This is a genomic window from Paenisporosarcina sp. HGH0030 (assembly GCF_000411295.1).
Taxonomy (GTDB): Bacteria; Bacillota; Bacilli; order Bacillales_A; family Planococcaceae; genus Paenisporosarcina.
Window position 1 is genome coordinate 100,991 of sequence record NZ_KE150423.1, and the last position, 21,775, is coordinate 122,765.

Sequence of the window (21,775 nt, forward strand, 5' to 3'; positions counted from 1 at the left end):
GTAGAAATATGAGATGATAAAAGACAGAATCGAGTTAACTAGTTTCGTGGATTCTTCTATAAAAGAATTGTTTGAAAATATATAAGTTAAGAGAAAAAAACAATTACATAAGGACAAGGGGATGCGGTATGAAGAGGAAAAAAATCAATAAGATTCTTACAGGAACGCTAGCTGTTGGCATGTTATTATCTCAAGGTGCTCCATATAACGTATTGGCGAAAAGCCCGTTTGAGCCGAATCCAGTTGAAAATGCGGAAGAGATCTTAGCGAGCCTGTCTGCAGAACAAAGAAAGGCATTAGAGCAATTAGAAACAACTACAACCTTTACCATTTCACCGGATATTGATGCGAATAGCCCTGAATTAGTCAAAGTTATCGTCGAATTTGAACAGGCGCCGGCGAAAATTGAAGTGATGAAACAAGCAGCGAAAGGAAAAAAACTATCTTCTTCTGCTGCAAATGAAAAAGTGGAACAATCACACAAAGCTTTTAAAGCGCATGTGCAATCATTGAAATCACAGAAAAACGTGACTAATTACAAAGTGGAAGATGTAAACATCACAAGAGAATATAAAAAGGCCATCAACGGTGTAGCGATGACGTTGCCTGGTACGGCCGTACAAGATTTGCTGCAATCAGGTGTTGTTAATCGTGTCTTTAAAGATTACGAGGTAAAAGTAGAACCATCGGTAGAAACGCAAGAAGCCATTGATCCTAAAATGGCAGATAGTATTCCGCAAATTGGCGTGGACAAGCTTCATGCCGAGAATATTAAGGGTAAAGGCATTAAAGTCGGTGTGCTGGATACAGGGATTGACTACAATCATCCAGACTTAAAAGATGTTTATAAGGGCGGATATGATTTTGTAGATGATGATGCAGATCCGATGGAAACGACCTACGAGGATTGGATTAATGCTGGCAAGCCAACATATCCTGGTCGTGTGTATTTCACAAACCATGGAACACATGTCGCAGGGACGATTGCAGCTCAACAGAAAAACGGTGTGGATTATGCTGTGAAAGGGGTAGCACCGGAAGTAGATTTATATGCTTATCGAGTATTAGGAGTTTGGGGTGGAGGAGATACAGCGGGAATCCTTGCTGGAATCGATCAAGCGATTACAGATGGCATGGACGTCATCAATATGTCGCTCGGCGCCGCGACGAACAATCCTTTATACGCCACTTCTGTCGCAGTAAATAATGCCATGCTTTCAGGTGTGGTGACCGTCGTTGCTGCAGGTAACGCCGGACCGAACGAAAAAACGCTTGGTTCTCCAGGAACAGCGGCTCTCGGTATTTCAGTAGGGGCAAGCGATGTTTCCATGACCATTCCTACATTTAGTGGAAGCGCTTCCGCCGAGAAGTTTGAAAATATGCAGCTGCTAGGCAAAGACTTTACTGACCAATTAGAAGATTTACAAGGACAATCTTTACCAATTGTATTTGCGGGACTTGGTAAAGCAACTGATTTTGCCGGGAAAGATGTCAGCGGGAAAATTGCGTTGATTCAGCGCGGGGAAATTGCATTTGATGAAAAAATCAAAAACGCCAAAAACGCTGGGGCTAAATCAGTGATTGTGTATAACAATGTCGACGGGCAAATACCTTCCTACTTGGGGGAGGTCGTCGGTTTAATCCCTTCTTTCCGCCTGTCAAAAGCAGATGGTGAGCGGTTAAAGGAGCTAGAAGAAGGTTCTTTCACATTTGATACGTTAAGTAATACTAAAACAGAAGGCGACCAGTTAGCAGATTTCAGTTCTCGTGGCCCGGTAGAAGGAAATTATGATATCAAGCCGGATGTCGTCGCTCCAGGTGTGTCCATATTCTCTACGACACCTGAATTCATCAATGATCCACAAGACGGCATTAATTATGACAATGCTTATGTACGTATGTCGGGAACATCGATGGCCTCGCCACATGTGGCAGGTGTAGCAGCATTGATTTTACAAGAGAACCCAGAATACACGCCTTTCGATGTGAAATCTGCACTTATGAATACGTCGGATGATTTACAAGGGGATAATTCTGTATACGAAGTGGGCGCGGGACGAATCGATGCCTATCAAGCAGTTCATACAGATACATCCATCAAAGTATGGGATAAGACTCAAAATATCGAGAATGGAAACATCGTAGAAATTGATGAACTAACAGGCTCCATTGTATTTGGCAAACATTATAAAAAAGATGATCAACCCATTGAAGCAAGTAAAAAGGTGACAGTTCAAAACATCGGTGAGGAAGAAAAATCTTATACACTAGAAGTGGAATATCACGGTGAGCGTACGGGTATTCAAGATGCGGTGAAGAACGGTGTTACTGTCGATATTCCTTCATCGATTACAGTGGGAGGCGGCCAAGTACAAGAGCTTCAGCCCAAAATTACGATACCAACTAGCGCTGCGGACGGAAGATATGAAGGGTATATTCATGCGACCAATACCAACAATCCAGACGAAACCTATCAAATTCCATTTGCTGTGATGGTGACGGAAAAGGGAATTGCTTATCTCAAAACGACTAGACCATCCGTGACAAATATGAATCCTAACTGGCTAAATCATGACCCAATCATTCATGGCATCATGAAGTTGAATAGCCCAATGAAAACCATGGATGTGCTTGTAAAGGACAGTGAAACAGGAAAAGCTGTAGGGTTCCTAGGAACAGCGAATATGAGTAAATTACTAGTAGACGTAGATACATTTCTTGTGGGTGCGTTCGCCGGTTCGGTCTATCCATTTACAAATGATCCTTCCAAGCCGATCAGTGATTATGCTGTAAAGCTTCCAGCAGGCGATTATATACTGGAAACAATTGCACACGATGAGGAAGGTGGATCATATGTTACACACAATCCGCTTATCGTGGACAACACAGTACCAGAAGTGAACATGAATATAAAACCGGGTGTAATCGAAGTTAATGATTCGATGTATACAGTAGAAGATGGCCAAAAAGCAGTATGGCTACATGGAACAGCTAAGGATGCGACAGTGGATCTATTACAGTCTAAAGGATTGGACTTCGATCAATCGACCAACACGATGGCTTACTATGCAAACGATACACAAATAAGCGGGTATTTACCGGTTGAAGCAAATGGAGAGGTGAAAATCGGAATTGAACCGAGTGATATTGCAAGACAACCTTTAAGTTTGAATTTGAGAACGTGGGATATTGCAACGGTAGATGATACACAAATGTATACCTTCTTGAAAGAAGGGACGGAATATACGACTTCTAGTTATGATAAGACCAGTGTAAAAGTCGGCGATAATGTTACGATGACGCTCAGCCTTAATAATGTGAAGCAGCTTGTATCCGGAGAATTTAATCTACAGGTCCACAATATATTCAAGTTTGCGAATGTAAAGCTGAACAATTCAGTAAAAAAATATGCCAAGGAAAAAGGCTTACAGGTATCACTCCATGAGCCTGTCGTGAAGGAAAGCTCTTCCTGGAATAGTTTGAAAATCGGTGCTTCCATTACTGGAAATGCATACAGAGGACTGGATGGAGATATGCCATTCCTCGATGTAACTTTTAAAGTAGTGAATGATGAATACTACAATTATACACCTGGATTTTTGGTACAGAAGTCTTCTTATAAAAAATCGGGACAAACAACAGACACGGCCATTCCTTATTACTACAGTGAATACTTTACGATAATTTCTAAACATACACAGGTATATGGAAACATTACGCCAGAAGCATTTTATATATCTGCAGGACCAGGGCAAGGAGAATATTTGAAAAAGGCGGATTATTCGAAAATAGGTGCACAAGTATATGCTCTCTCCAGAAGCGGTAAAAAATATCCAGGAACAATTAATAATAAAGGAGCTTACACAATCAATGATATCCCGGCTAGCGATCAAGAATATTCGGTTGTTGTCGAGATTCCGGGGCATCTCAAAGCAATTCAGAAGTTCATTCCTGGATATAATGAAAAAGGTGAGTTACGTGGGCAAGCTATAAGAATTACTCAGAGAAATCTTGCAGGGGATTTGAATGGTGACAAAATGATTGATATCCTCGATATCCAGAGTGTCGTCGATGCATACGGTATGAAGGATTCATCTATTGTGCCGCAAGATATCAATCAAGATGGTGTGGTAGACGAAGCGGATGTTCGTTTGATTGAGAAAAACTTCTTAACGAAGGGACCTGACGCACCTGCCAACAAACAGCCGAAAGAAATGATTGGCAAGAAAGGGCTGGAATACTTCCTGCGTCTTATCGGTCTTGAGCCGAAACAATAACAAGGGATGTTGATAGAAGGGGAGGAATGCGAAAGCATTTCTCCCCTTTTTACTATATGGGCTAATCGTTTCAGTGTTTGGCATTTACCGAGTTAACCTATTGCCACTATGGAAGAGCAAGACGATTTACTGAAACAATCAGGAAGAGAGAAATGATTAACATAAAAAGGGAACCACCGATTACGACTGCTTGAACCGAAAATGAGTGTGCCGCTATCCCAAAAATCAGAACAGCCAACAGTTGCAAAGAATAGATGACCATTCCGTATAAACTTGAGATTCTTCCCATCATGTCTATCGGAATGTTTTCTTGGATATAGGTCGTGAATCCCGTATTTGCCAACGCAAGTGCAAAACAAAGGATAAAGAAACCGCTGCTGGCCATCAAATAATTCATTGAAAAACTGTAGATGACATACCCGGTGGATACCAAAATGGTCCCACTGCACATCAAATGTTTGGCCGACATGAATTTAACGAGTAGATTTGTGCAAAATGCCCCTACTAAAAAGCCGATTCCTGCCACACTGACTAGTGAACCATATGCCGCATCCGTTAGATGAAGAACTTCTTTCGCAAAAGCCACTTCTGTTGAATCAAGCGCAGCCGTTAACAGCATGACCACTTGAAAGACCATATACACGACAACAAAAGGGAAAGCCATTTTACTGAACTTCCAGACTAAATGCCAATCCTGTACGATTGTTCCCCAAGTAAAGTTTGTAGAATCAGATAAGTCTATACGGTTTTGTCTCGGAAGCAAATATATCAATCCAGCTGATAATAAAAACGTACCAGTATTCACAAACAACGCCATTTCAAGAGAGCCTAGCATAAATAATATCCCCGCAAGAGCAGGTCCCAAGATGAACGCACCAGAATGAACAAAACTGAGCATGGCATTGAATTGTTTTCTCTCGTCTTCCGGCAATAGCAACGTCATATAGGTAAAAGAGGCAGGTCCAAACATTGCGCCTGCCATTTGAATAATCATCACAACCGCATAGATGCCCCATATGGAATCTAGAAAAGGAATGAACAGAATGAGTGATGCCCGTACTACATCAAGGACAATCATCAAATGCTTCGTCGATACACGATCAATCACACTGCCCGACCAAAATCCCATCAGCATAAACGCAAACGGTTTAATCATATACAGTACCGCAACTGCCAATGCGGAACCTGTCGTGTTAAAAATCATTAAGTTGATGGCCAATAAATAAATCCATCCTCCAATATTCGCTATTCCTACGGCACTTAAATAATATGCGCGGAATTTCCATTTAGATAATTCCATTTCATATCCCTCCGACATGTTTTTTTGGCAAACAAAAAAATCCCACCTCCAAGACGAATTGTCTTGGGGACGAGATTGACATGTCGTGGTACCACCCCAGTTTGTTCTGATGTCACCATCAGAACCTTTTCAAGTACGGCATATATTTCATGCTTATACTGTAGCTCGTTAACGGGAGCATCCGTCACACCATCCCCCTAAAATTCAAGGTTCCCATGTGAGGCTCAGAGACTTGTTTCAATCAGTGAATGCTTACCCTTTTTCAGCTACGGGGCTCTCTGTTCAAGAATTCAGATGATTTACTGTTCTCTTCATTGCTTTTAATTTTCGCTATCATAACATAAGGAATCTCTTCTTGGAATCTATTTTATCTAATTATTAAAATAAATAAAAAATATCATTGTAAATAAATAACAGTATATGCCACAATCTTAGTAAGTGTATTTTTTATGGAGGGTTTTTATGGAATTATTAATCATAAGGCATGGAGAATCAGAGGCAGATTTATTGGAGGTACATGAAGGTAGGGCAGACTTTCCTTTAACAAAACTGGGGGAACAACAAGCTAGCTTAATGGCAACATACATAGAACAACATTATAGACCAAACATCATCCTAACTAGTCCTTTAAAAAGGGCTAGAAGGACCGCAACCATTTTACAAGAATCTATTGGCTGTGGATTAATTGTAGAGAATGATTTGATGGAATTTAACAATGGAATCCTGGCAGGACTATTAAGAAATGAAGCTGCAATTAAATATCCCTTACCACAAGGAGGGAGACCAATTCATATCCCTATTCAAGATGGTGAATCTGAATTAGAATTCCGTTTCCGGGCAGATAGCGTCTTCCATAAAATCTTATTTGAATATCAACATTATGACCGAGTAGCTATTGTCTCTCACGGAGGAATGATTTCAAACATATTAAAAGCATTTCTCAAACAACCGATGAATCAGGAATTTGCTTTTCCGACGGGAGATACAGGAATTCATTTGCTCGAAATCAAAGCGAACACTCGTATCATCAGGTTTCTCAATAAGCAGGAACATCTTCAGCTAATAGAAGACGAGAATTAAGTTCACTGTGACTGGTAGCGGCCTTCTCGTATAGTCCTCAGTCTTTTCTGAAGTCATACGTATCTTTTCGAACATCAAGTTCCATTCCATTTATGGAGACAATATGATCATTAATCCACTCGATTTCTCCTTCTTCAATTCGGTAAGCCCAATACAGATTTCGTTTGTTATCGTTCTTATTATGATAGATCACTTCGCCTCTGACGGCAGGTGCAACTGTTGAGTGACCGTTACTTATATAAGTCAGGACCGTATAGTCTCCGGTGGGGGAAACTTCCTCAGCAAGCAAATCACCCTTAGGAACCCGATCAATATTGAAGAACAAATGATTTACGATCAGTACTATTCCAAATATAAGGGAACCGAAAAGCAAAATAAAATATCCAGCTACTTTCAAGACTGTTCTTTGCTTATTAGACACGATTCCACTCCCTTTATCTAAGAAACGTATTGGAAAGAAATTGGTTCCGTCGTTAAAAAAATAACTAATAGTATTATGGTTTGTCTGATTAAATGAGATAAATCAATAAATAAAATTAGGGGTGAAGTTATTGAATCGTGGTTTTTACTGTGAGAGATGCAGGAAAGAAATTAAGTATCGAGATGATTTAGTAACGACAACTTTTTTATTTCAATTAGTACCGTATCATGATGAATGTTATTCAAAAGATATAAAAGGTATGCGGACATTTTTTGTTGGAAATCAACCACTCAACGGGTTGTCCGGTAATATTCAGACGTTAATAGCTTTAATATTAGGAATAGCTGCTTTCTTCTTATTAGATGAAAATGGGAGATTGACTAGTTTGCTGGCTTTTGTCGTCCTTGGATATCGTCTTTATTCATATTTTAAGTTTGAAAAAAAGTTGGCACCTTAAAACTAATGTGGAAGAGAAGAAAACAATATTTTCTGCCCTGCATTCATAAAGAGTGCGGGGCTGAAAATATGTTAAATCTAGGCATTTTGACCGCAATTAATAGATAGGTAATTATAGACGATATTATCTGATAATTCCATGGTAATATAGGAATATCTTATTTAATTGTTGGAGGTAGGAAGTGAAAATAAAACGAAAGATTTTAATTGGAATGACGACATTGGTCATGTTTACTGGGACGATTTTCATAACTTTGCCCGAGGAGTCAACTGTACAGGCTGCTTCTTCTTATACAAGTTTACAGAACTCAGTGAATACGGTTATGAGAGACAGTAGAATGACCAGTGCTTCATCGAGTGTGACGATTCGTAAAGCAACTACAGGTGAGATTGTCTATCAAAAAGATGCGAATAAAGGCATTACTCCCGCTTCAACTCTAAAATCCCTCACCGCATCTGCCGCTTTGGAAACACTTGGAGAAAACTATCGCTTTTCCACAGATGTTCTTACAAATGGAACTGTTTCAAACGGAACTTTGTATGGAAATCTGTATCTTCGTGGAAAAGGGGATCCAACTCTACTAAAAAGCGATTTCGATCATTTTGCTTCAATTCTAGCTAATCGTGGAGTAAAGCGACTGTCTGGACACGTTATCGGGGACGACAGTTGGTACGATGCTGACCGGCTTTCGCCGGGGATTGCAAGAGAAGACGAATCCTATTATTACGCTGCACAAATTTCTGCTTTAAGCCTTTCACCGAATACGGATTATGATGCAGGCTCGGTCATTGTGAGTGCCAAACCTTCAGTGAATGGACGAGCTGCACAAATTACGTTAACACCTGCTACGGGTGTCGTACGCATTGTTAATTTATCTAAAACAGTTCCTAAAGGGTATAGCAATACGTTGAAAATCAAACGTGAAGTCGGCACGAATAAAGTCGTGATAACAGGAAATGCTCCAATCGGTTCTGCAGGCAGTAAAGAATGGATTGCCGTTTCCAACCCAACTGCGTATGCGATGGATGTTTTCAAGAGTTCTTTATCTTCTAAAGGGATATCGTTTGTTTCAACATCTAAAGTGGTACAGGGCACTACACCTAGTACGGCACGCGTTCTTCTTTCCAAAAAATCGATGCCATTAAAAGATTTAATGATTCCATTTTTGAAGTTAAGCAACAATACGCACGCGGAAGTTTTGGCAAAGGAAATGGGTAAAGTTACATATGGAAAAGGCAGCTGGGATGCCGGACTTAGAGTCATGCGAAATTATGCAGCTTCTATCGGCTTAGATGTGAACCAATGGGTATTTGAAGACGCATCTGGAATGTCACATGCAAATAAAGTACCTTCAAGCCAGATGTCCAAGTTACTGCATCTAGTCAGGTCAGAACCTTGGTATGGAACATTCCGTAAAGGATTGCCAATAGCAGGCGGCTCTGAACGATTTGTTGGCGGAACGTTACGAACGCGAATGAAGACAGCGCCTGCTAAAGGAAATGTAATTGCCAAGACGGGCAGTTTAGACGATGTAAGTGCTCTAGCGGGCTATGCTAAAACAAGAAATGGTGAATGGCTGATTTTTACCGTCCAAACTCAAAATACAAAATCTAGCACAGTTCCTGTCATTGATCGCTTGGCAACCGCCATTGCGAATACCAATACATCCCAATAATTTTTGGCTGCATCCTTTAAACGGTGCAGCCTTTTATTGTGCTATTTCGTTTAATATAAAGGAATATGAAAAGATAGATAGAATATTCAATGTAGAGACCAAAATTGGGGGAACAACATGAAATTACGAATTTTACATACCAATGACCTACATAGCAACTTTGACAATTTTTCACGAATGGCCACACTGATTTCAACATATAAAAATGAAAATACCATTGTGCTCGATGGTGGGGATTTTGCAGACTTTAAAAGCATTGAACTGCAGGGCACAAAAGGCATCGCAGCTATTGAGCTGTTAGAAGAAGTGGGATATGACGCCTTAACCATAGGAAACAACGAGATGTTCAATGGTGTGGGAACTCTCGAGCATATGGCGAGTCATAGCTCCGTTCCTTTTATCAGCAACAATTTGGTGAAAAAAGATTTGAGTATCATTCAAGGAGTTGTTTCCAGCGCTATTGTGGTGAAAAATGGTCTCCGCATTTTGATTACCGGTTCATCTCCGGATATGGGGGTTTTCAATGAGGGTCTAGGAATCCATGTATATTCTTATAAAGACATGATAGCAAACGAAATCAAACGCAATGAAGGACAGTATGACCTGTGTATTCTACTGAGCCATATAGGCACGGTAGCCGATGAGGAAGTGGCAGAGGATATTTCGGAAATAGATATCATTCTGTCTGCACATGATCATCAGCTGTATAATGAAGCGAAAATTGCCCATGGCACCATCATGAACAGTGCTGGCAATTACGGTGAATACTTAGGGATAGTGGACATTGAAATAAACGAAAATAAACAAGTAGAACTGATTTATTCGGCCACTCTCCCAACAAAAAACGAAGAAATTGATGAACGTATAACGACCATTTTGAAAGAGAATAAAGCAAAAGCCATAACGACATTGAGTCGTCCCCTCTATCATCTTGAACAACCACTTTGGCATGATGTCCTGGAAGAAAATCCGCTGACAAATCTCATTGCAGACGGATTGAAAGATATGTTAAAGTGCGAGATTGGATTAATCAACAGTGGCATTGCGAATTCAGGTATTTTTCACGATCTATCCCATAAAAAGTTGATCGAGGTATGTCCGTCCCCCTTAAACCCCACATCATTTGAAGTGAAAGGCAAAGACATCAAGTTAGCGTTGGAGCAATCACTAGATGCCCAGGTTTGTTTGGCAGATGGCAGAGGACCTGGCTTCAGAGGGAAATTCGTTGGCAGGCTGCACATTTCCGGAGCTGACATAATTCACGACGGCAAAACAATTGAAGGTGTAATGATTGGCAAAAGGCTAATGGAAGACGAGGTTTGGTATTCAGTCGCTAGTTCCGATTATTTACAGCGAGGTTCTGGCTACCCATCACTTGCCCATAACCGAAATGATCAGTATAGCCCGGATGAAATCAAAGATGTTATACGTCAGTATGCAAATCAACCCGACTTTGTAGAGCGTGCAATGATGAATCGATGGAAACAAGTGGCGAGTGTGAGTGTGTGAATTTAGTAAACCCTTAAGCTCCACGGAGGGCTAAATAAAAAAGCACGAGTTTTCGAAGATCCCTTTAAATTAGAAGAGATTCTGCGAAAGCCGTGCTTTTTCTTATTCATGCGGAACGTGCGGCAAGAGCGAATGTACGATAAACAACCGTCCCGTTTAACAGAGTCATTTATTCAAATCAGAGGTTAAAACAACCCGACAGCATTTCCTTCTGCATCAATATCCATTTTTAACGCTGCTGGTTGTTTTGGCAATCCGGGCATCGTCATGATATCACCCGTCAGGCAGACTAGGAACCCTGCACCCAGTTTTGGGATGATATCGCGAATGGTAATAACGAAGCCTTCAGGGCGACCAAGAAGGGACGGTTGATCCGAAAGGGAATATTGTGTTTTCGCCATGCAAATAGGCAAAGCATCCCAGCCGTATTTCTTCAATTCGACCAGCTTTTTCTTCGCGCTGTCCGTTAACTGTACGCCAGCTCCACCGTATACTTGTTGAACAATCACACGCAGTTTTTCTTCGACGGAGTCCATTTCGTCATACAGTAACTTGAAGTCAGTAGGTTTGTCCAGTTCTTGTTTGACGAGCTTCGCCAATTCAAGTCCACCTTTGCCACCTTGCTCCCACACATTTGTCAGGGCAATATTCACGCCTTGTATTTGAGCCCACTCCATAATTTCTTGCATTTCCTCTTGTGAATCGGTAATAAAACGGTTCAAAGCAATAACCGGCTCAATGCCAAACTGACGGACCGTATCCACATGCTTCGCCAAATTGGTCATGCCTCGTTTAACCGCATCAGCATTTGGCTGAGTCAGCTCGTTTTTCAAGATGCCACCATGCATTTTCAATGCACGAACCGTTGCGACTATGACAACGGCATCAGGATGGAAGTTACCTTTTCTTGATTTTATGTGCATGAATTTCTCCGCACCTAGGTCTGCTCCGAATCCTGCTTCTGTTACGACGATATCAGCAAGTCTTCTTGCTGTGTTGGTTGCCATCAAGGAGTTGCAGCCATGTGCAATATTGGCAAAAGGACCACCGTGAATAATGGCGGGTGTTCCTTCTATGGTTTGGACCAAGTTCGGCTTGAAGGCATCTTTCAAAAGCATCGTCAAGGAGCCTTCTACGCCTAACTGACGAACCGTTACGGGTTCTTTATCGTATGTATACGCAATGACCATTTGCGCAAGCTTCTCCTTCAAATCTTCTAAAGAAGTGGCAAGGCAAAGAACGGCCATAATTTCAGAAGCTACAGTGATATCGAAACCATCTTGTCTAGGGATTCCTTGCATAGGACCGCCCAATCCAATGGTAATTTGTCTTAATGCACGGTCATTCATATCGAGCACTCGTTTCCATGCAATTCTTCGTGGATCTAGATTCAATTCATTTCCTTGATGTAAATGATTATCAATAAACGCGGATAATGCGTTGTTGGCAGTCGTGATGGCATGGATATCTCCCGTAAAATGCAGGTTGATATCTTCCATTGGCAATACTTGCGCAAATCCACCACCAGTGGCACCACCTTTTACACCCATCACAGGACCTAAAGACGGTTCACGCAATGCAACAATGACCGATTCATTCAACTGGTTGAACGCGTCAGCCAATCCTACCGTCACGGTTGATTTTCCTTCTCCTGCGGGCGTCGGACTGATGGCGGTAACTAAGACAACTTTTCCATTTTTCGTTGCAGGTGGCAGGGAAGAAACGTCAATTTTGGCTTTGAAATTGCCGTAAAGTTCAAGTGCTTTTCTAGGAATCCCTGCTTTGTCTGCGATTTCCTGGATTGGTAACATGGTTGCATTTGTTGCGATGGATAAGTCTGTAAATGTCATGAATTTCCCAACCTTCCTTGTTCCTTTTATTGATCCTGATGAGTAAACTTTTTCTCAGTTACCTTTGCTTACGATTTAACAACAAAATCTCGTTGCTGTGCATTTAATTGGCGAAGCTTTTGAACATCTAATCGAAATAACAGTGAAATGAGAAGCGAGAATACGATTAGCGTACCTTGGTAACTGCCGGTTGTTTCACGAATCCATGATACAACTATCGGGCCTACCAATCCAGCTGCAGCCCAAGCTGTTAATATATAGCCTTGGATTGCACCAAGCAGTTTTGTACCAAAAAGGTCCCCTATAACGGATAATGCAATCAACCAACGATGTTTAGTTTTCATGATCTGCTTCAATTGTAATAATATTTGTGTGAATGGGAATTCGCAAATTGATTCCCTTAAATCTATATTTGACAATAGTAACTTACAAAATTCATGGATTCAAGTGGATATTAAGTTAAAAATCGAACGATTTTAATAATAAAATTAAAAAACATTCGTCTTTTTGCGATTACATCCGAGTGAAAATAAAATGGTTGTGATCCTTGGGAAAAAATCTCCCCTAGTACTATAAGGGTGTGATAAAAGTGAATTGCGGGTATACCTATATCTAAACAAACATATTGAGGGGGTGTACCTATGTTTGAACCAAAGAACAAAGATAAACAAGATGAAAGAATCATGACACATAAGGAAACTGAGAAAAAGAATGTAAAACTTTCCTCAAATGATGTATCGGAAGAAAAAAATGAAAATACAGAGACTGTGGTCACACAACCACGTATCAGTACTGAAGGTCTCTAAAACAAAAGGCGGGCTCTGATGGGGTTCGCTTTTTTGTTGGCATTTCTGTTGTCACCCGAATGAGATTTCACTCGAAACTTTTATGTCTCTTGGTGTATAATGCAACAGTAAGCAAGTGCATAAGCGGTCATTTTAGTAATAGTATGATATAGATACATATACGTGAAAGAGAGTGAAACGATATGGGACGTAAGTGGAATAATATTAAAGAAAAGAAAGCTTCAAAGGATTCAAATACAAGTCGGATTTATGCAAAGTTTGGTCGCGAAATTTATGTGGCAGCTAAACAAGGTGAGCCGGATCCAGAATCAAACCGTGCACTTAAAGTTGTACTTGAGCGTGCGAAAACGTACAGTGTGCCAAAAACTATTATTGATCGTGCGATTGAAAAGGCAAAAGGCGGTTCGGAAGAAAACTACGATGAACTTCGTTATGAAGGTTTTGGTCCAAGTGGATCGATGGTTATCGTTGAAACACTGACGAACAACGTAAACCGTACAGCTTCGGATGTACGCGCGGCATTTGGTAAAAATGGCGGGAACATGGGTGTAAGTGGATCGGTTGCCTACATGTTTGACGCAACGGCTGTCATTGGTATTGAAGGCAAATCAGCAGACGAAGTATTTGAACTTTTAGTAGAAGCGGACGTTGATGTGCGTGACGTATTAGAAGAAGAGGAATCAGTGATTGTATATGCTGAGCCTGATCAGTTCCATGCTGTGCAAGAAGCATTCAAGAACGTAGGAATTACTGAATTTACAGTGGCTGAACTGACGATGCTAGCACAAAATGACATCACGCTTGAACAAGATGCACAAGCGCAATTCGAGAAAATGATTGATGCGATTGAAGACCTAGAAGACGTTCAACAAGTCTACCATAACGTGGATTTAGGTGAATAAATAATAGAAAGCCGCACCGAACCCAGGGGAACCTGGCAGTAGGTACGGCTTTTATTGTGATTTCAAATTAAAATTGGAAAAGGGACATACCCGATTGGGCATGTCCCTTATATAGATAAGATAACATAAAGTCTGAATGATAATTTTTCATCCCGAATATTCGGGGAATAATTTCCTAAGAAAGTGTTCCTTGCTTTCCGTGCCGCGGTCATTTGTCCACTGGGTGTCTTCCTTAAGCAACGTAAACCCTACCTTCTTTTACGTCCTTGCGACCCTATAGTCGCGCCAGTGTGAATAAGTTTAATCAAAAACATCGAGTAGATGCCAGAATTTCAAAACTTAATTGTTACCTTACATGTTAACTAGACAATTATTACATACACAATGGTCTTTGTCAATGAATATCCTATAAATTGTAAAAGGAATCATCATTTCAGTAAACAAAAAAGCTCATTTACTCCGCTAAATCCCTAGGTCCTTCATCATCCCCTTCATATCATATAAGAATCTTTGAAGGAAAGGGGGACTTTATCATGGATTATTACGGCGGCGGTTACGGTCAATGTGGTGGCTATGGACCATGTGGTGGTCAATACGACCACTGCTCTCGTAGAGGCGGGAGTACTTTTGCAATAATTGTAGTTCTTTTCATTTTACTAATTATCATCGGTGCATCTTTCCACCATAGAAAATGCTAGTAAAATAGGAAATTCTCTCGCAAGTATGATGGTTATATACACTCGAATTTCCCCTGAAAAATACCGACTGATTTAAGGAGTGCCTAAACAGCACTCTTTTTTAATGAAACTCGAATATTGCTCCACCTTCGCTACTTCTGGGGAAACAGAATGTGGTCTAGGTAGACAGTTTGTGTGTCCAGGTAGACAGAGTCGCATTCCAGGTTGTATAAAATACATTTCCCATTCATAGTGGCGAAGGGTTTGGGGTATTTTCAAATAGCATACCTCCAGGTAGACAGTTTGAGGTTCCAGGTAGACAGAATCGCATTCCAGGTTGCACAAAAATATAAATTCCTTTTGCAAAGTTTCAGGATATGTTGTTTTGATTAAATGATCTACGGGAACAGTTACATAAAAAAAGGAGTTTTTCGCATGCCTTGGAACAACAATGATTATCCGGATTCATTGAAAAACCTGGACACGTCTGTCCGCAAGAAAGCTATCGAAGTTGCCAACGCACTTCTTTAGGATGGAATGGAAGAAGGATGTATGACTATGATTAAAGCTTATTTACATAAAAACGCCCACTTCATTTCATAGATGAAGTGGGCGTTTTGGGTATTAAATGTTGTTGTTTGCTTTTTTAACTCGACTGTAAAACAGAATCCCGCTGGCTAATAGGATTACACCAAATGTAAAAGTCTTGAGGTCGGCTGTACCCGCATAAATAACCCAAATGGAGTAAAGGGTAGCAAGAACTCCTATAATCGCATCCGTAATTCTACCTCTTCCGTTTTCATATGTTTCACCAGTAAATACCAGCTTCAACTGGAAAGCAGAAGAAATGAAATAAGGAACTAAATATGACAGCGTTGCGACGATAATGATGAAATCAAAAGCGGCTGCTATCGTATTTGATACCGTGGAGAATATGAACACCTGTGCAACTAAATTAGTGATGACCAAAGAAAAGACGGGTATCCCTTTCTTATTCACTTTTGCGAATGAAGGGAGAAATAAACCTTGTTTAGCTGCCTGGTAAGGAATTTCAGCACTCAGCATAACCCAACCAATTGTGGAACCAAATAAACTGACCAGACCGATGGCGGCAAGAATTTTTCCACCGACTGGTCCCAACACAGTTGAAATGGCATCGATAAGTGGTTTATCAGAAGCGATTAGTGCTTCATGGCTTAACATTCCTAAAACTAGCGTGCTGATCCCTACATAAATGGTAAGAGCAATAAGAAGTCCAATCGTCGTTGCACGCTTAACATCGATTGGTTTTTTAGCACGAGATGCAAATACTACGGCAGATTCAACACCAACGAATGCCCAAAGAGTTGCTACTGCTGCACCATTAACTTGCCCCAAAAGACCAATAGATTGTCCAAGCTCATCATATCTCGGCGCTACAAAAGGAAGAATGTTCGCTTTTTGAAATGCAAATAGACCAATTACAATAAATAATATGAATCCAATCACTTTCGTGGCAGTGGCAACGAAATTTATCTTCCCGGCATTTTCTAGACCGTTTAGGATGATATAATGCACACCCCATAACAATAATGTACAAACTGTAAAGGTAAGTGCATTCCCCATTTTCAAAGTGAAGTTACCAATGGTAAACAGTTCAGCCTGATTAACTAAAATAGGGAAGAACGTGGACAAATAACCTGCAAAAGTGGTGATGATGGCAACATTACCAGCAACATTACCAATCCAATATCCCCAAGAAGACATAAATCCTGACAACGTGGAAGCGTTACTGCCCGGCTTAAACAATTCCTTTGCATAAATCTGTGGACCACCAGTTAAATTTGGTTTTCTCAATGCAAGATTGCCAAACACAAGTGCAATCATCAACACTCCAAATCCCGTAATCAACCAAGCGGATAATACACCGGCAGGGCTTGCAACTTCACTCAATGTGCGGGGGAGCATAAAAATGCCGGATCCCACCATATTTCCAACTACTAACGCAGTTAAAATCCATAAACCTAGTTTTTTGTTCGTGTTCATAAGCATATGCTCCTTTCGTTCATCTTCTATCTACCCAAAAAATTTGATTTGTAAAATAAAAATACATAAAACGCATTCAGAAACGGTGTGCAAAAACCGAATCAGACAAAAAGATAGTTTTCATGGTCAATCACTTTGACAGTTCTGCACATATTCAGTGCCAGTCCCAGCAACAGTAATCAGAGCGATCAGTGCTTCTGCGAAAAATCCTTTCGCTTGAAATCAGCAAGTTCAGTTCTCTGACTTTCTTTCAAGTAACTATTATTTATCGCGATCTCTACCTCATCTTAAGCTGATGAGGGCTATATTTATTCACTGTACTAATATAGATACGTTTAAATGATTAGTCAATTGAAATGATTTACTATAGTAGTGTACGAAAGTTCAGCTTATTGCAAGTTTTTTAGATTTTCCAATTGACATTGACGCAACGTCAAGGTGTACGATGAAATCAAGAGGAGGTGACGAGATGGAATACACAGTTCAAAAATTAGGGAAAATGTCGGGAATCAGTTCACGCACATTGCGATACTACGACGAGATGAATCTTCTCAAGCCGGCGAGAATCAATTCATCAGGATATCGGATATATGGTCAAGCGGAAGTCAATAAGTTACAGCAAATCTTGTTTTATAGAGAACTTGGTTTGAGTCTCGAACACATCAAACAAATCGTGAACAATCCTTCATTTGATGGTGTGAAAGCCTTGAATGATCATCGTTCACAACTCCTCGACAAACGAAAGCAGCTAGATCTACTGATTGCCAACGTGGAAAAATCGATTTCTTCAACAGAAGGGAGAAGTACCATGACGAACGATGAGAAATTTGAAGGCTTCAAACAAAAAATGGTAGATGATAATGAACAACAATACGGCAAAGAAATTCGTGCGAAATATGGAGATGACACGGTCAATCAATCAAATAGCAAATTAAAAAACATGACGCAGGCACAACATGATGAAGTAACAAAGCTTGCCAATGAAATTGCCATGACTTTAGCGGAAGCTTTCAAGACGGGAGATCCCGCAAGTGAGAAAGCCCAAAAAGCCGCTGAACTGCATAAACAATGGCTTATGTACTATTGGCCAAAGTATAGCAAGGAAGCACATGCAGGACTTGGGCAGATGTATGTGGATGATGAACGCTTTACTGCCTACTATGATAAAGAACAGCCAGGAACGGCTGCATTCTTCAGAGATACCATTCAAATTTATACCGGTATGAAGTCATAACAAAAGAGCAGATTGAGTCAATTCGACTTCAATCTGCTCTTTCTTTCGTTGAAATAATCAATCAATCAATTGAATATTGTTATCTTTATACCAAACGTGCATTTGAGCGAGATGGGCAAGAAGCTGTGGCCCAGACATCAATTGACCAAACCATGGAACTTTGAATGCAGTTCCTTTCGACTCAACCAATTCATTCAACCGGTCACGGTCAAATAGTTCATGCAGAATCGAATTTTTGTCAATCAGAATGTCTTTCAGCCAGCCTTGGACACGGTCGGTGTAATACGGATTATGGGTTTTAGGATAAGGGCTTTTTTTGCGGTAAAGGACTTCGTCTGGTAACATGCCCTCTAATGCTTTTCGCAAGATACCTTTTTCCCGATTTCCCGCCATTTTTATTTCCCAAGGAATATTCCAGGCATATTCGACAAGCCGGTGATCGGCAAATGGTACCCGCACTTCCAAGCTAGCTCCCATACTCATTCGGTCTTTACGATCAAGAAGTGTTGTCATGAACCAAACCATGTTCAGATAAAACATTTCTCGCCGTTTTGCTTCAAGACTTGATTCGCCATCGAGACGAGGAGTTTCGGCAACACTCTGTTCATAGGCCTGACGTGCGTAATCTTCGAGTTTGAGTTTTTTGCGCCAATCATCTTTTAATAAGGAGACTCGCTCGGTTGTGGAGCGCATCCACGGAAAACCAGTGCCATTTAAATCATTTGCATTGTGAAACCATGGATAACCACCAAAAATTTCATCCGCGCACTCCCCGGACAAGCCAACTGTGAAATCCTCTTTTATTTCTCTGCAAAACCACAACAAGGAAGAGTCAACATCCGCCATACCAGGTAAATCACGGACATGCACAGCTTCAGTCAGATAATCTATTAGTTGATCTTGCGTAATGATGGAAGAGTGATGCACGGTTCCGAATGTATTGACGACTTTATCAATCCAAGGTCCATCGGCATTGGGTTGAAATTCATTTGCTTTAAAGAACTTGGCATTGTCTTCGTAGTCAATGGAATAAGTATGAAGAGGTCCTTTTCCTTCTTGTTTGTAACGATTGGCTGCAATGGCCGTAATGGCACTGGAATCAACCCCTCCTGATAAAAAGGAACAGAGTGGAACGTCTGATACAAGTTGTCGTTCGACGGCATCCGTTACGAGGAAACGAACTTTTTCTGCCGTTTCATCCACTGAATCTGTGTGATGTTCACTTTTGACGTTCCAGTAGCGCCAAATTCGAAGACCTTGGCGTGAAACGGTTAATGCGTGAGCAGGTCGCAATTCCTTCACTCCATGGAATACCCCGGAACCGGGTTTTCGGGATGGCCCCACAGCCAGCACTTCTGCTAATCCTTCGCGAGACAGTTGCGATTTCATATCTGGATGGGCAAGAAGAGCTTTAATTTCTGAAGCGAAAAGCAACCCCCCTGCATGTTCCGTATAAAACAGCGGTTTTACGCCTAAACGATCGCGAGCAATAAACACTTTTTGTTCCTTTTCATCCCAAATGGCAAAGGCAAAAATGCCATTGAGATATTCCACACACTGTTCTTTCCATTCAATGTAGGAAGTTAGTAGTACTTCTGTATCGGAGTGTCCAGAGAAGGTATAGCCTTTTCGCAGTAGTTCCTTCCGAAGATCTTCCGTGTTATATAATTCTCCGTTATAGCAAAGTGTATAGCGGGTATCATGCTGTACTTTCGTCATTGGCTGCCTGCCACCTATAGGATCAACAACTGTCAATCGTCGGTGCCCAAATACTGCATGTGATTCTAACCATACATTTTCATCATCGGGTCCGCGTTTGGCCAATGTTTTTGTCATGTTTTCAACTACAGATGCTTGTGTTCGCAAGTCGCGTTCAAAGTGAACCCATCCTGTAATTCCACACATTGATTCTCATCCCTTCTAACTCTAAAACTCTTCTATTTGCATCTTTCTAGCCTATGCAAAAAAATCATTAATGCTCATACGATAGGAAATTATCGACTGATTGGCGAATTACTTATTTAAGTGAAAGAGAAAGGAGAATACAGATGAAGACATTTTTTCAGTACAACTGGATTGTAAGAGAAGAATGGTACAAATGGTGTGAAGACGTACCTCAGGAGGAATTATTAAAAGTCCGGACAGGTGGAGTGGGGGGGATTTTGCACACATTGTTCCATATTATCGATGTGGAGTGGAGCTGGATTCGTGTCTTGCAAGGCAAGCCTGATTTCCAGGAGAGTTTTGACGAGTATCAAAGTCTGGAGCGGGTGAAGGAATTGGATGCACTCTTTCAAAAAGACGTAAGAGAGTTTGTCCATGTATGGGATAACCATATGGAAATGAACGAATTACAAGAAACCAGACAGGATGGAAGCATTGAAATTCTCACATGGGGAGAAGTGATGCGTCACACCATTGCACACGAAATCCACCATATAGGCCAGTTATCCGTTTGGTCTCGTGAGTTAGGGGGAAAACCGGTATCTGCAAATTTGATTAGAAAAGGACTCACAACTTTAAAACCTTGAGGAGCTCATTTTACTCCGGGTTAGTTTCATGGGGCTGTTCAAGGTTTGAAGAGGAATATTCACCTGTTCTTGGATTGAAAGTGTAGTATAAGATATTTTCATCTTTAATAGCCGCGATAAAATAAAGTTCTTTGTTGCCGTGTGTAGGAACTTTTTTTGCATCTTTCCAGCCAAAATCATCTGCATTGAATTTCTCAACATTGTCTTTGTTCGGAAGCTCTACTTTTTCTTTTTGTTCAATTAACAATTGAGCATCATGAAATGTATATTGAGGATGTATGATGAAGTAGTAAATCGGTAAACCAATCAAAATCCCGTATAGAAATAAAAGTACCCGATTCTTGCGTTTTTGTTGAGTAGGCTCTATCAGAAAAACGTGCAAAAAAAACGTTTGAAAAATGACCATGGTTAAAAGTGAAATGTGAATCATGTAGTCTTCCATATAAACATAATCCCTTGCCTTGAATGTATAATAAATTCCTTCAGAAATTGCTAGAAGAAATACACCGAGAGTCAGCTTTTCATTCTCAAACATCTGTTGCACCACCCTTATTAAAATGTATAGATAAATCATACAACAATGTAAAAAATAAACATATACAAAATCGAGGTAATAACATGAAACCTTCCATACAAACCCGCCCATACAAACCGAGTGATTATCCATTCATCAAGCAATTGAACCAGCTAGAAGGATGGAATAATCTTGTAGAAAAAGAAGAAGACACAAAAAAAGCGTGGGATCATTCCAATATTGCATATGTTGCAACAATCAATGAAGTAATAGTTGCCTATGTGAGGGGAATGACCGATCAAGCAATCACACTTTATATTTGTGAAATCCTCGTCAGTGAACAGGTACGCGGTCAGGGAGTTGGGCAACAGTTGCTCAAGTTTGTACATAACCAATACCCAACAACCAGAATGGAAATGTTGGCAAGCTCCACTTCACATACTTATTATGAACAACATGGCTTCAGACCTTTTCATGGATTCCGTAAAACATTACCTGAATGGAATTAACTAACTAC

The 21,775-nt window shown here is 40.6% G+C and carries 17 protein-coding genes, 1 pseudogene, 1 riboswitch and 1 other annotated feature; of the genes and pseudogenes, 11 read left to right on the forward strand and 7 right to left on the reverse strand.

Going from position 1 to position 21,775, the window contains the following annotated elements; genetic code table 11:
* Positions 1–128: 128 nt before the first annotated feature.
* Positions 129–4,277 (forward strand): S8 family serine peptidase, encoded by a 4,149-nt coding sequence (locus tag HMPREF1210_RS15165; RefSeq protein WP_016429574.1) that lies wholly within the window; start codon positions 129–131, stop codon positions 4,275–4,277.
* A 106-nt stretch (positions 4,278–4,383) separates the two neighbouring features.
* Here the strand turns inward: HMPREF1210_RS15165 and HMPREF1210_RS15170 are convergent, their stop codons facing one another.
* Complete coding sequence (locus HMPREF1210_RS15170) at positions 4,384–5,577, reverse strand: MFS transporter (protein WP_016429575.1); 1,194 nt, start codon at positions 5,575–5,577, stop codon at positions 4,384–4,386.
* 62 nt (positions 5,578–5,639) lie between these two features.
* Positions 5,640–5,901, reverse strand: a binding site (T-box leader).
* 138 nt (positions 5,902–6,039) lie between these two features.
* Here HMPREF1210_RS15170 and HMPREF1210_RS15180 point away from each other — a divergent pair.
* Positions 6,040–6,657: a histidine phosphatase family protein gene (locus HMPREF1210_RS15180; RefSeq protein WP_016429577.1), complete on the forward strand. Its 618-nt coding sequence runs from the start codon at positions 6,040–6,042 to the stop codon at positions 6,655–6,657.
* A gap of 37 nt (positions 6,658–6,694) precedes the next feature.
* On the opposite strand, the gene HMPREF1210_RS15185 is transcribed toward HMPREF1210_RS15180, so the two are convergent.
* Positions 6,695–7,078, reverse strand: a complete 384-nt coding sequence (locus tag HMPREF1210_RS15185) for a DUF5412 family protein (protein WP_016429578.1) — start codon at positions 7,076–7,078, stop codon at positions 6,695–6,697.
* 130 nt (positions 7,079–7,208) lie between these two features.
* On the opposite strand from HMPREF1210_RS15185, the gene HMPREF1210_RS15190 reads away from it, so the two are divergent.
* The 3 genes from HMPREF1210_RS15190 (at position 7,209) to HMPREF1210_RS15200 (ending at position 10,719) form a co-directional block, all read left to right on the forward strand.
* Positions 7,209–7,535: a hypothetical protein gene (locus HMPREF1210_RS15190; RefSeq protein WP_016429579.1), complete on the forward strand. Its 327-nt coding sequence runs from the start codon at positions 7,209–7,211 to the stop codon at positions 7,533–7,535.
* A 181-nt stretch (positions 7,536–7,716) separates the two neighbouring features.
* Positions 7,717–9,210, forward strand: a complete 1,494-nt coding sequence (dacB, locus tag HMPREF1210_RS15195) for a D-alanyl-D-alanine carboxypeptidase/D-alanyl-D-alanine-endopeptidase (RefSeq protein WP_016429580.1) — start codon at positions 7,717–7,719, stop codon at positions 9,208–9,210.
* A gap of 117 nt (positions 9,211–9,327) precedes the next feature.
* Complete coding sequence (locus HMPREF1210_RS15200; RefSeq protein ID WP_016429581.1) at positions 9,328–10,719, forward strand: bifunctional UDP-sugar hydrolase/5'-nucleotidase; 1,392 nt, start codon at positions 9,328–9,330, stop codon at positions 10,717–10,719.
* A gap of 185 nt (positions 10,720–10,904) precedes the next feature.
* Here the strand turns inward: HMPREF1210_RS15200 and HMPREF1210_RS15205 are convergent, their stop codons facing one another.
* Both HMPREF1210_RS15205 and HMPREF1210_RS15210 read right to left on the reverse strand, forming a co-directional pair.
* Complete coding sequence (locus HMPREF1210_RS15205; protein ID WP_016429582.1) at positions 10,905–12,569, reverse strand: formate--tetrahydrofolate ligase; 1,665 nt, start codon at positions 12,567–12,569, stop codon at positions 10,905–10,907.
* 68 nt (positions 12,570–12,637) lie between these two features.
* Positions 12,638–12,874, reverse strand: a pseudogene (locus tag HMPREF1210_RS15210) (MFS transporter); the annotation flags it as partial.
* A 336-nt stretch (positions 12,875–13,210) separates the two neighbouring features.
* Here HMPREF1210_RS15210 and HMPREF1210_RS18135 point away from each other — a divergent pair.
* From HMPREF1210_RS18135 to HMPREF1210_RS17850, 3 genes are all read left to right on the forward strand, one after another.
* Complete coding sequence (locus HMPREF1210_RS18135) at positions 13,211–13,375, forward strand: hypothetical protein (protein WP_016429584.1); 165 nt, start codon at positions 13,211–13,213, stop codon at positions 13,373–13,375.
* Between the two features lie 182 nt (positions 13,376–13,557).
* Entirely contained in the window at positions 13,558–14,277 is a 720-nt protein-coding gene (locus tag HMPREF1210_RS15215) for a YebC/PmpR family DNA-binding transcriptional regulator (RefSeq protein ID WP_016429585.1), read from the forward strand.
* A 533-nt stretch (positions 14,278–14,810) separates the two neighbouring features.
* On the forward strand, positions 14,811–14,975 hold the full coding sequence (locus tag HMPREF1210_RS17850; RefSeq protein WP_016429586.1) for a YjcZ family sporulation protein: 165 nt from the start codon (positions 14,811–14,813) through the stop codon (positions 14,973–14,975).
* 603 nt (positions 14,976–15,578) lie between these two features.
* Here the strand turns inward: HMPREF1210_RS17850 and HMPREF1210_RS15220 are convergent.
* The gene (locus HMPREF1210_RS15220; protein ID WP_016429588.1) at positions 15,579–16,979 is read right to left on the reverse strand and encodes an amino acid permease; all 1,401 of its coding nucleotides are present in this window, start codon (positions 16,977–16,979) and stop codon (positions 15,579–15,581) included.
* A gap of 106 nt (positions 16,980–17,085) precedes the next feature.
* Positions 17,086–17,267: riboswitch (Lysine riboswitch) on the reverse strand.
* 181 nt (positions 17,268–17,448) lie between these two features.
* Between HMPREF1210_RS15220 and HMPREF1210_RS15225 the strand changes: the two genes are divergently transcribed.
* Positions 17,449–18,213 (forward strand): MerR family transcriptional regulator, encoded by a 765-nt coding sequence (locus HMPREF1210_RS15225; protein WP_016429589.1) that lies wholly within the window; start codon positions 17,449–17,451, stop codon positions 18,211–18,213.
* 57 nt (positions 18,214–18,270) lie between these two features.
* Here the strand turns inward: HMPREF1210_RS15225 and asnB are convergent, their stop codons facing one another.
* Positions 18,271–20,118 carry an asparagine synthase (glutamine-hydrolyzing) gene (gene asnB / locus HMPREF1210_RS15230; protein ID WP_016429590.1) on the reverse strand — a complete coding sequence of 616 codons (1,848 nt, stop codon included), beginning with the start codon at positions 20,116–20,118 and terminating at the stop codon, positions 18,271–18,273.
* A gap of 143 nt (positions 20,119–20,261) precedes the next feature.
* On the opposite strand from asnB, the gene HMPREF1210_RS15235 reads away from it, so the two are divergent.
* Complete coding sequence (locus tag HMPREF1210_RS15235; protein WP_016429591.1) at positions 20,262–20,744, forward strand: DinB family protein; 483 nt, start codon at positions 20,262–20,264, stop codon at positions 20,742–20,744.
* 10 nt (positions 20,745–20,754) lie between these two features.
* Here HMPREF1210_RS15235 and HMPREF1210_RS15240 read toward each other — a convergent pair whose 3' ends face one another.
* Positions 20,755–21,279, reverse strand: coding sequence for a hypothetical protein (locus HMPREF1210_RS15240; RefSeq protein WP_016429592.1), 525 nt, complete (start codon positions 21,277–21,279; stop codon positions 20,755–20,757).
* Between the two features lie 83 nt (positions 21,280–21,362).
* Here HMPREF1210_RS15240 and HMPREF1210_RS15245 point away from each other — a divergent pair, with 83 nt between their 5' ends.
* Positions 21,363–21,767: a GNAT family N-acetyltransferase gene (locus HMPREF1210_RS15245; RefSeq protein WP_016429593.1), complete on the forward strand. Its 405-nt coding sequence runs from the start codon at positions 21,363–21,365 to the stop codon at positions 21,765–21,767.
* The last annotated feature ends 8 nt before the right edge of the window (positions 21,768–21,775 follow it).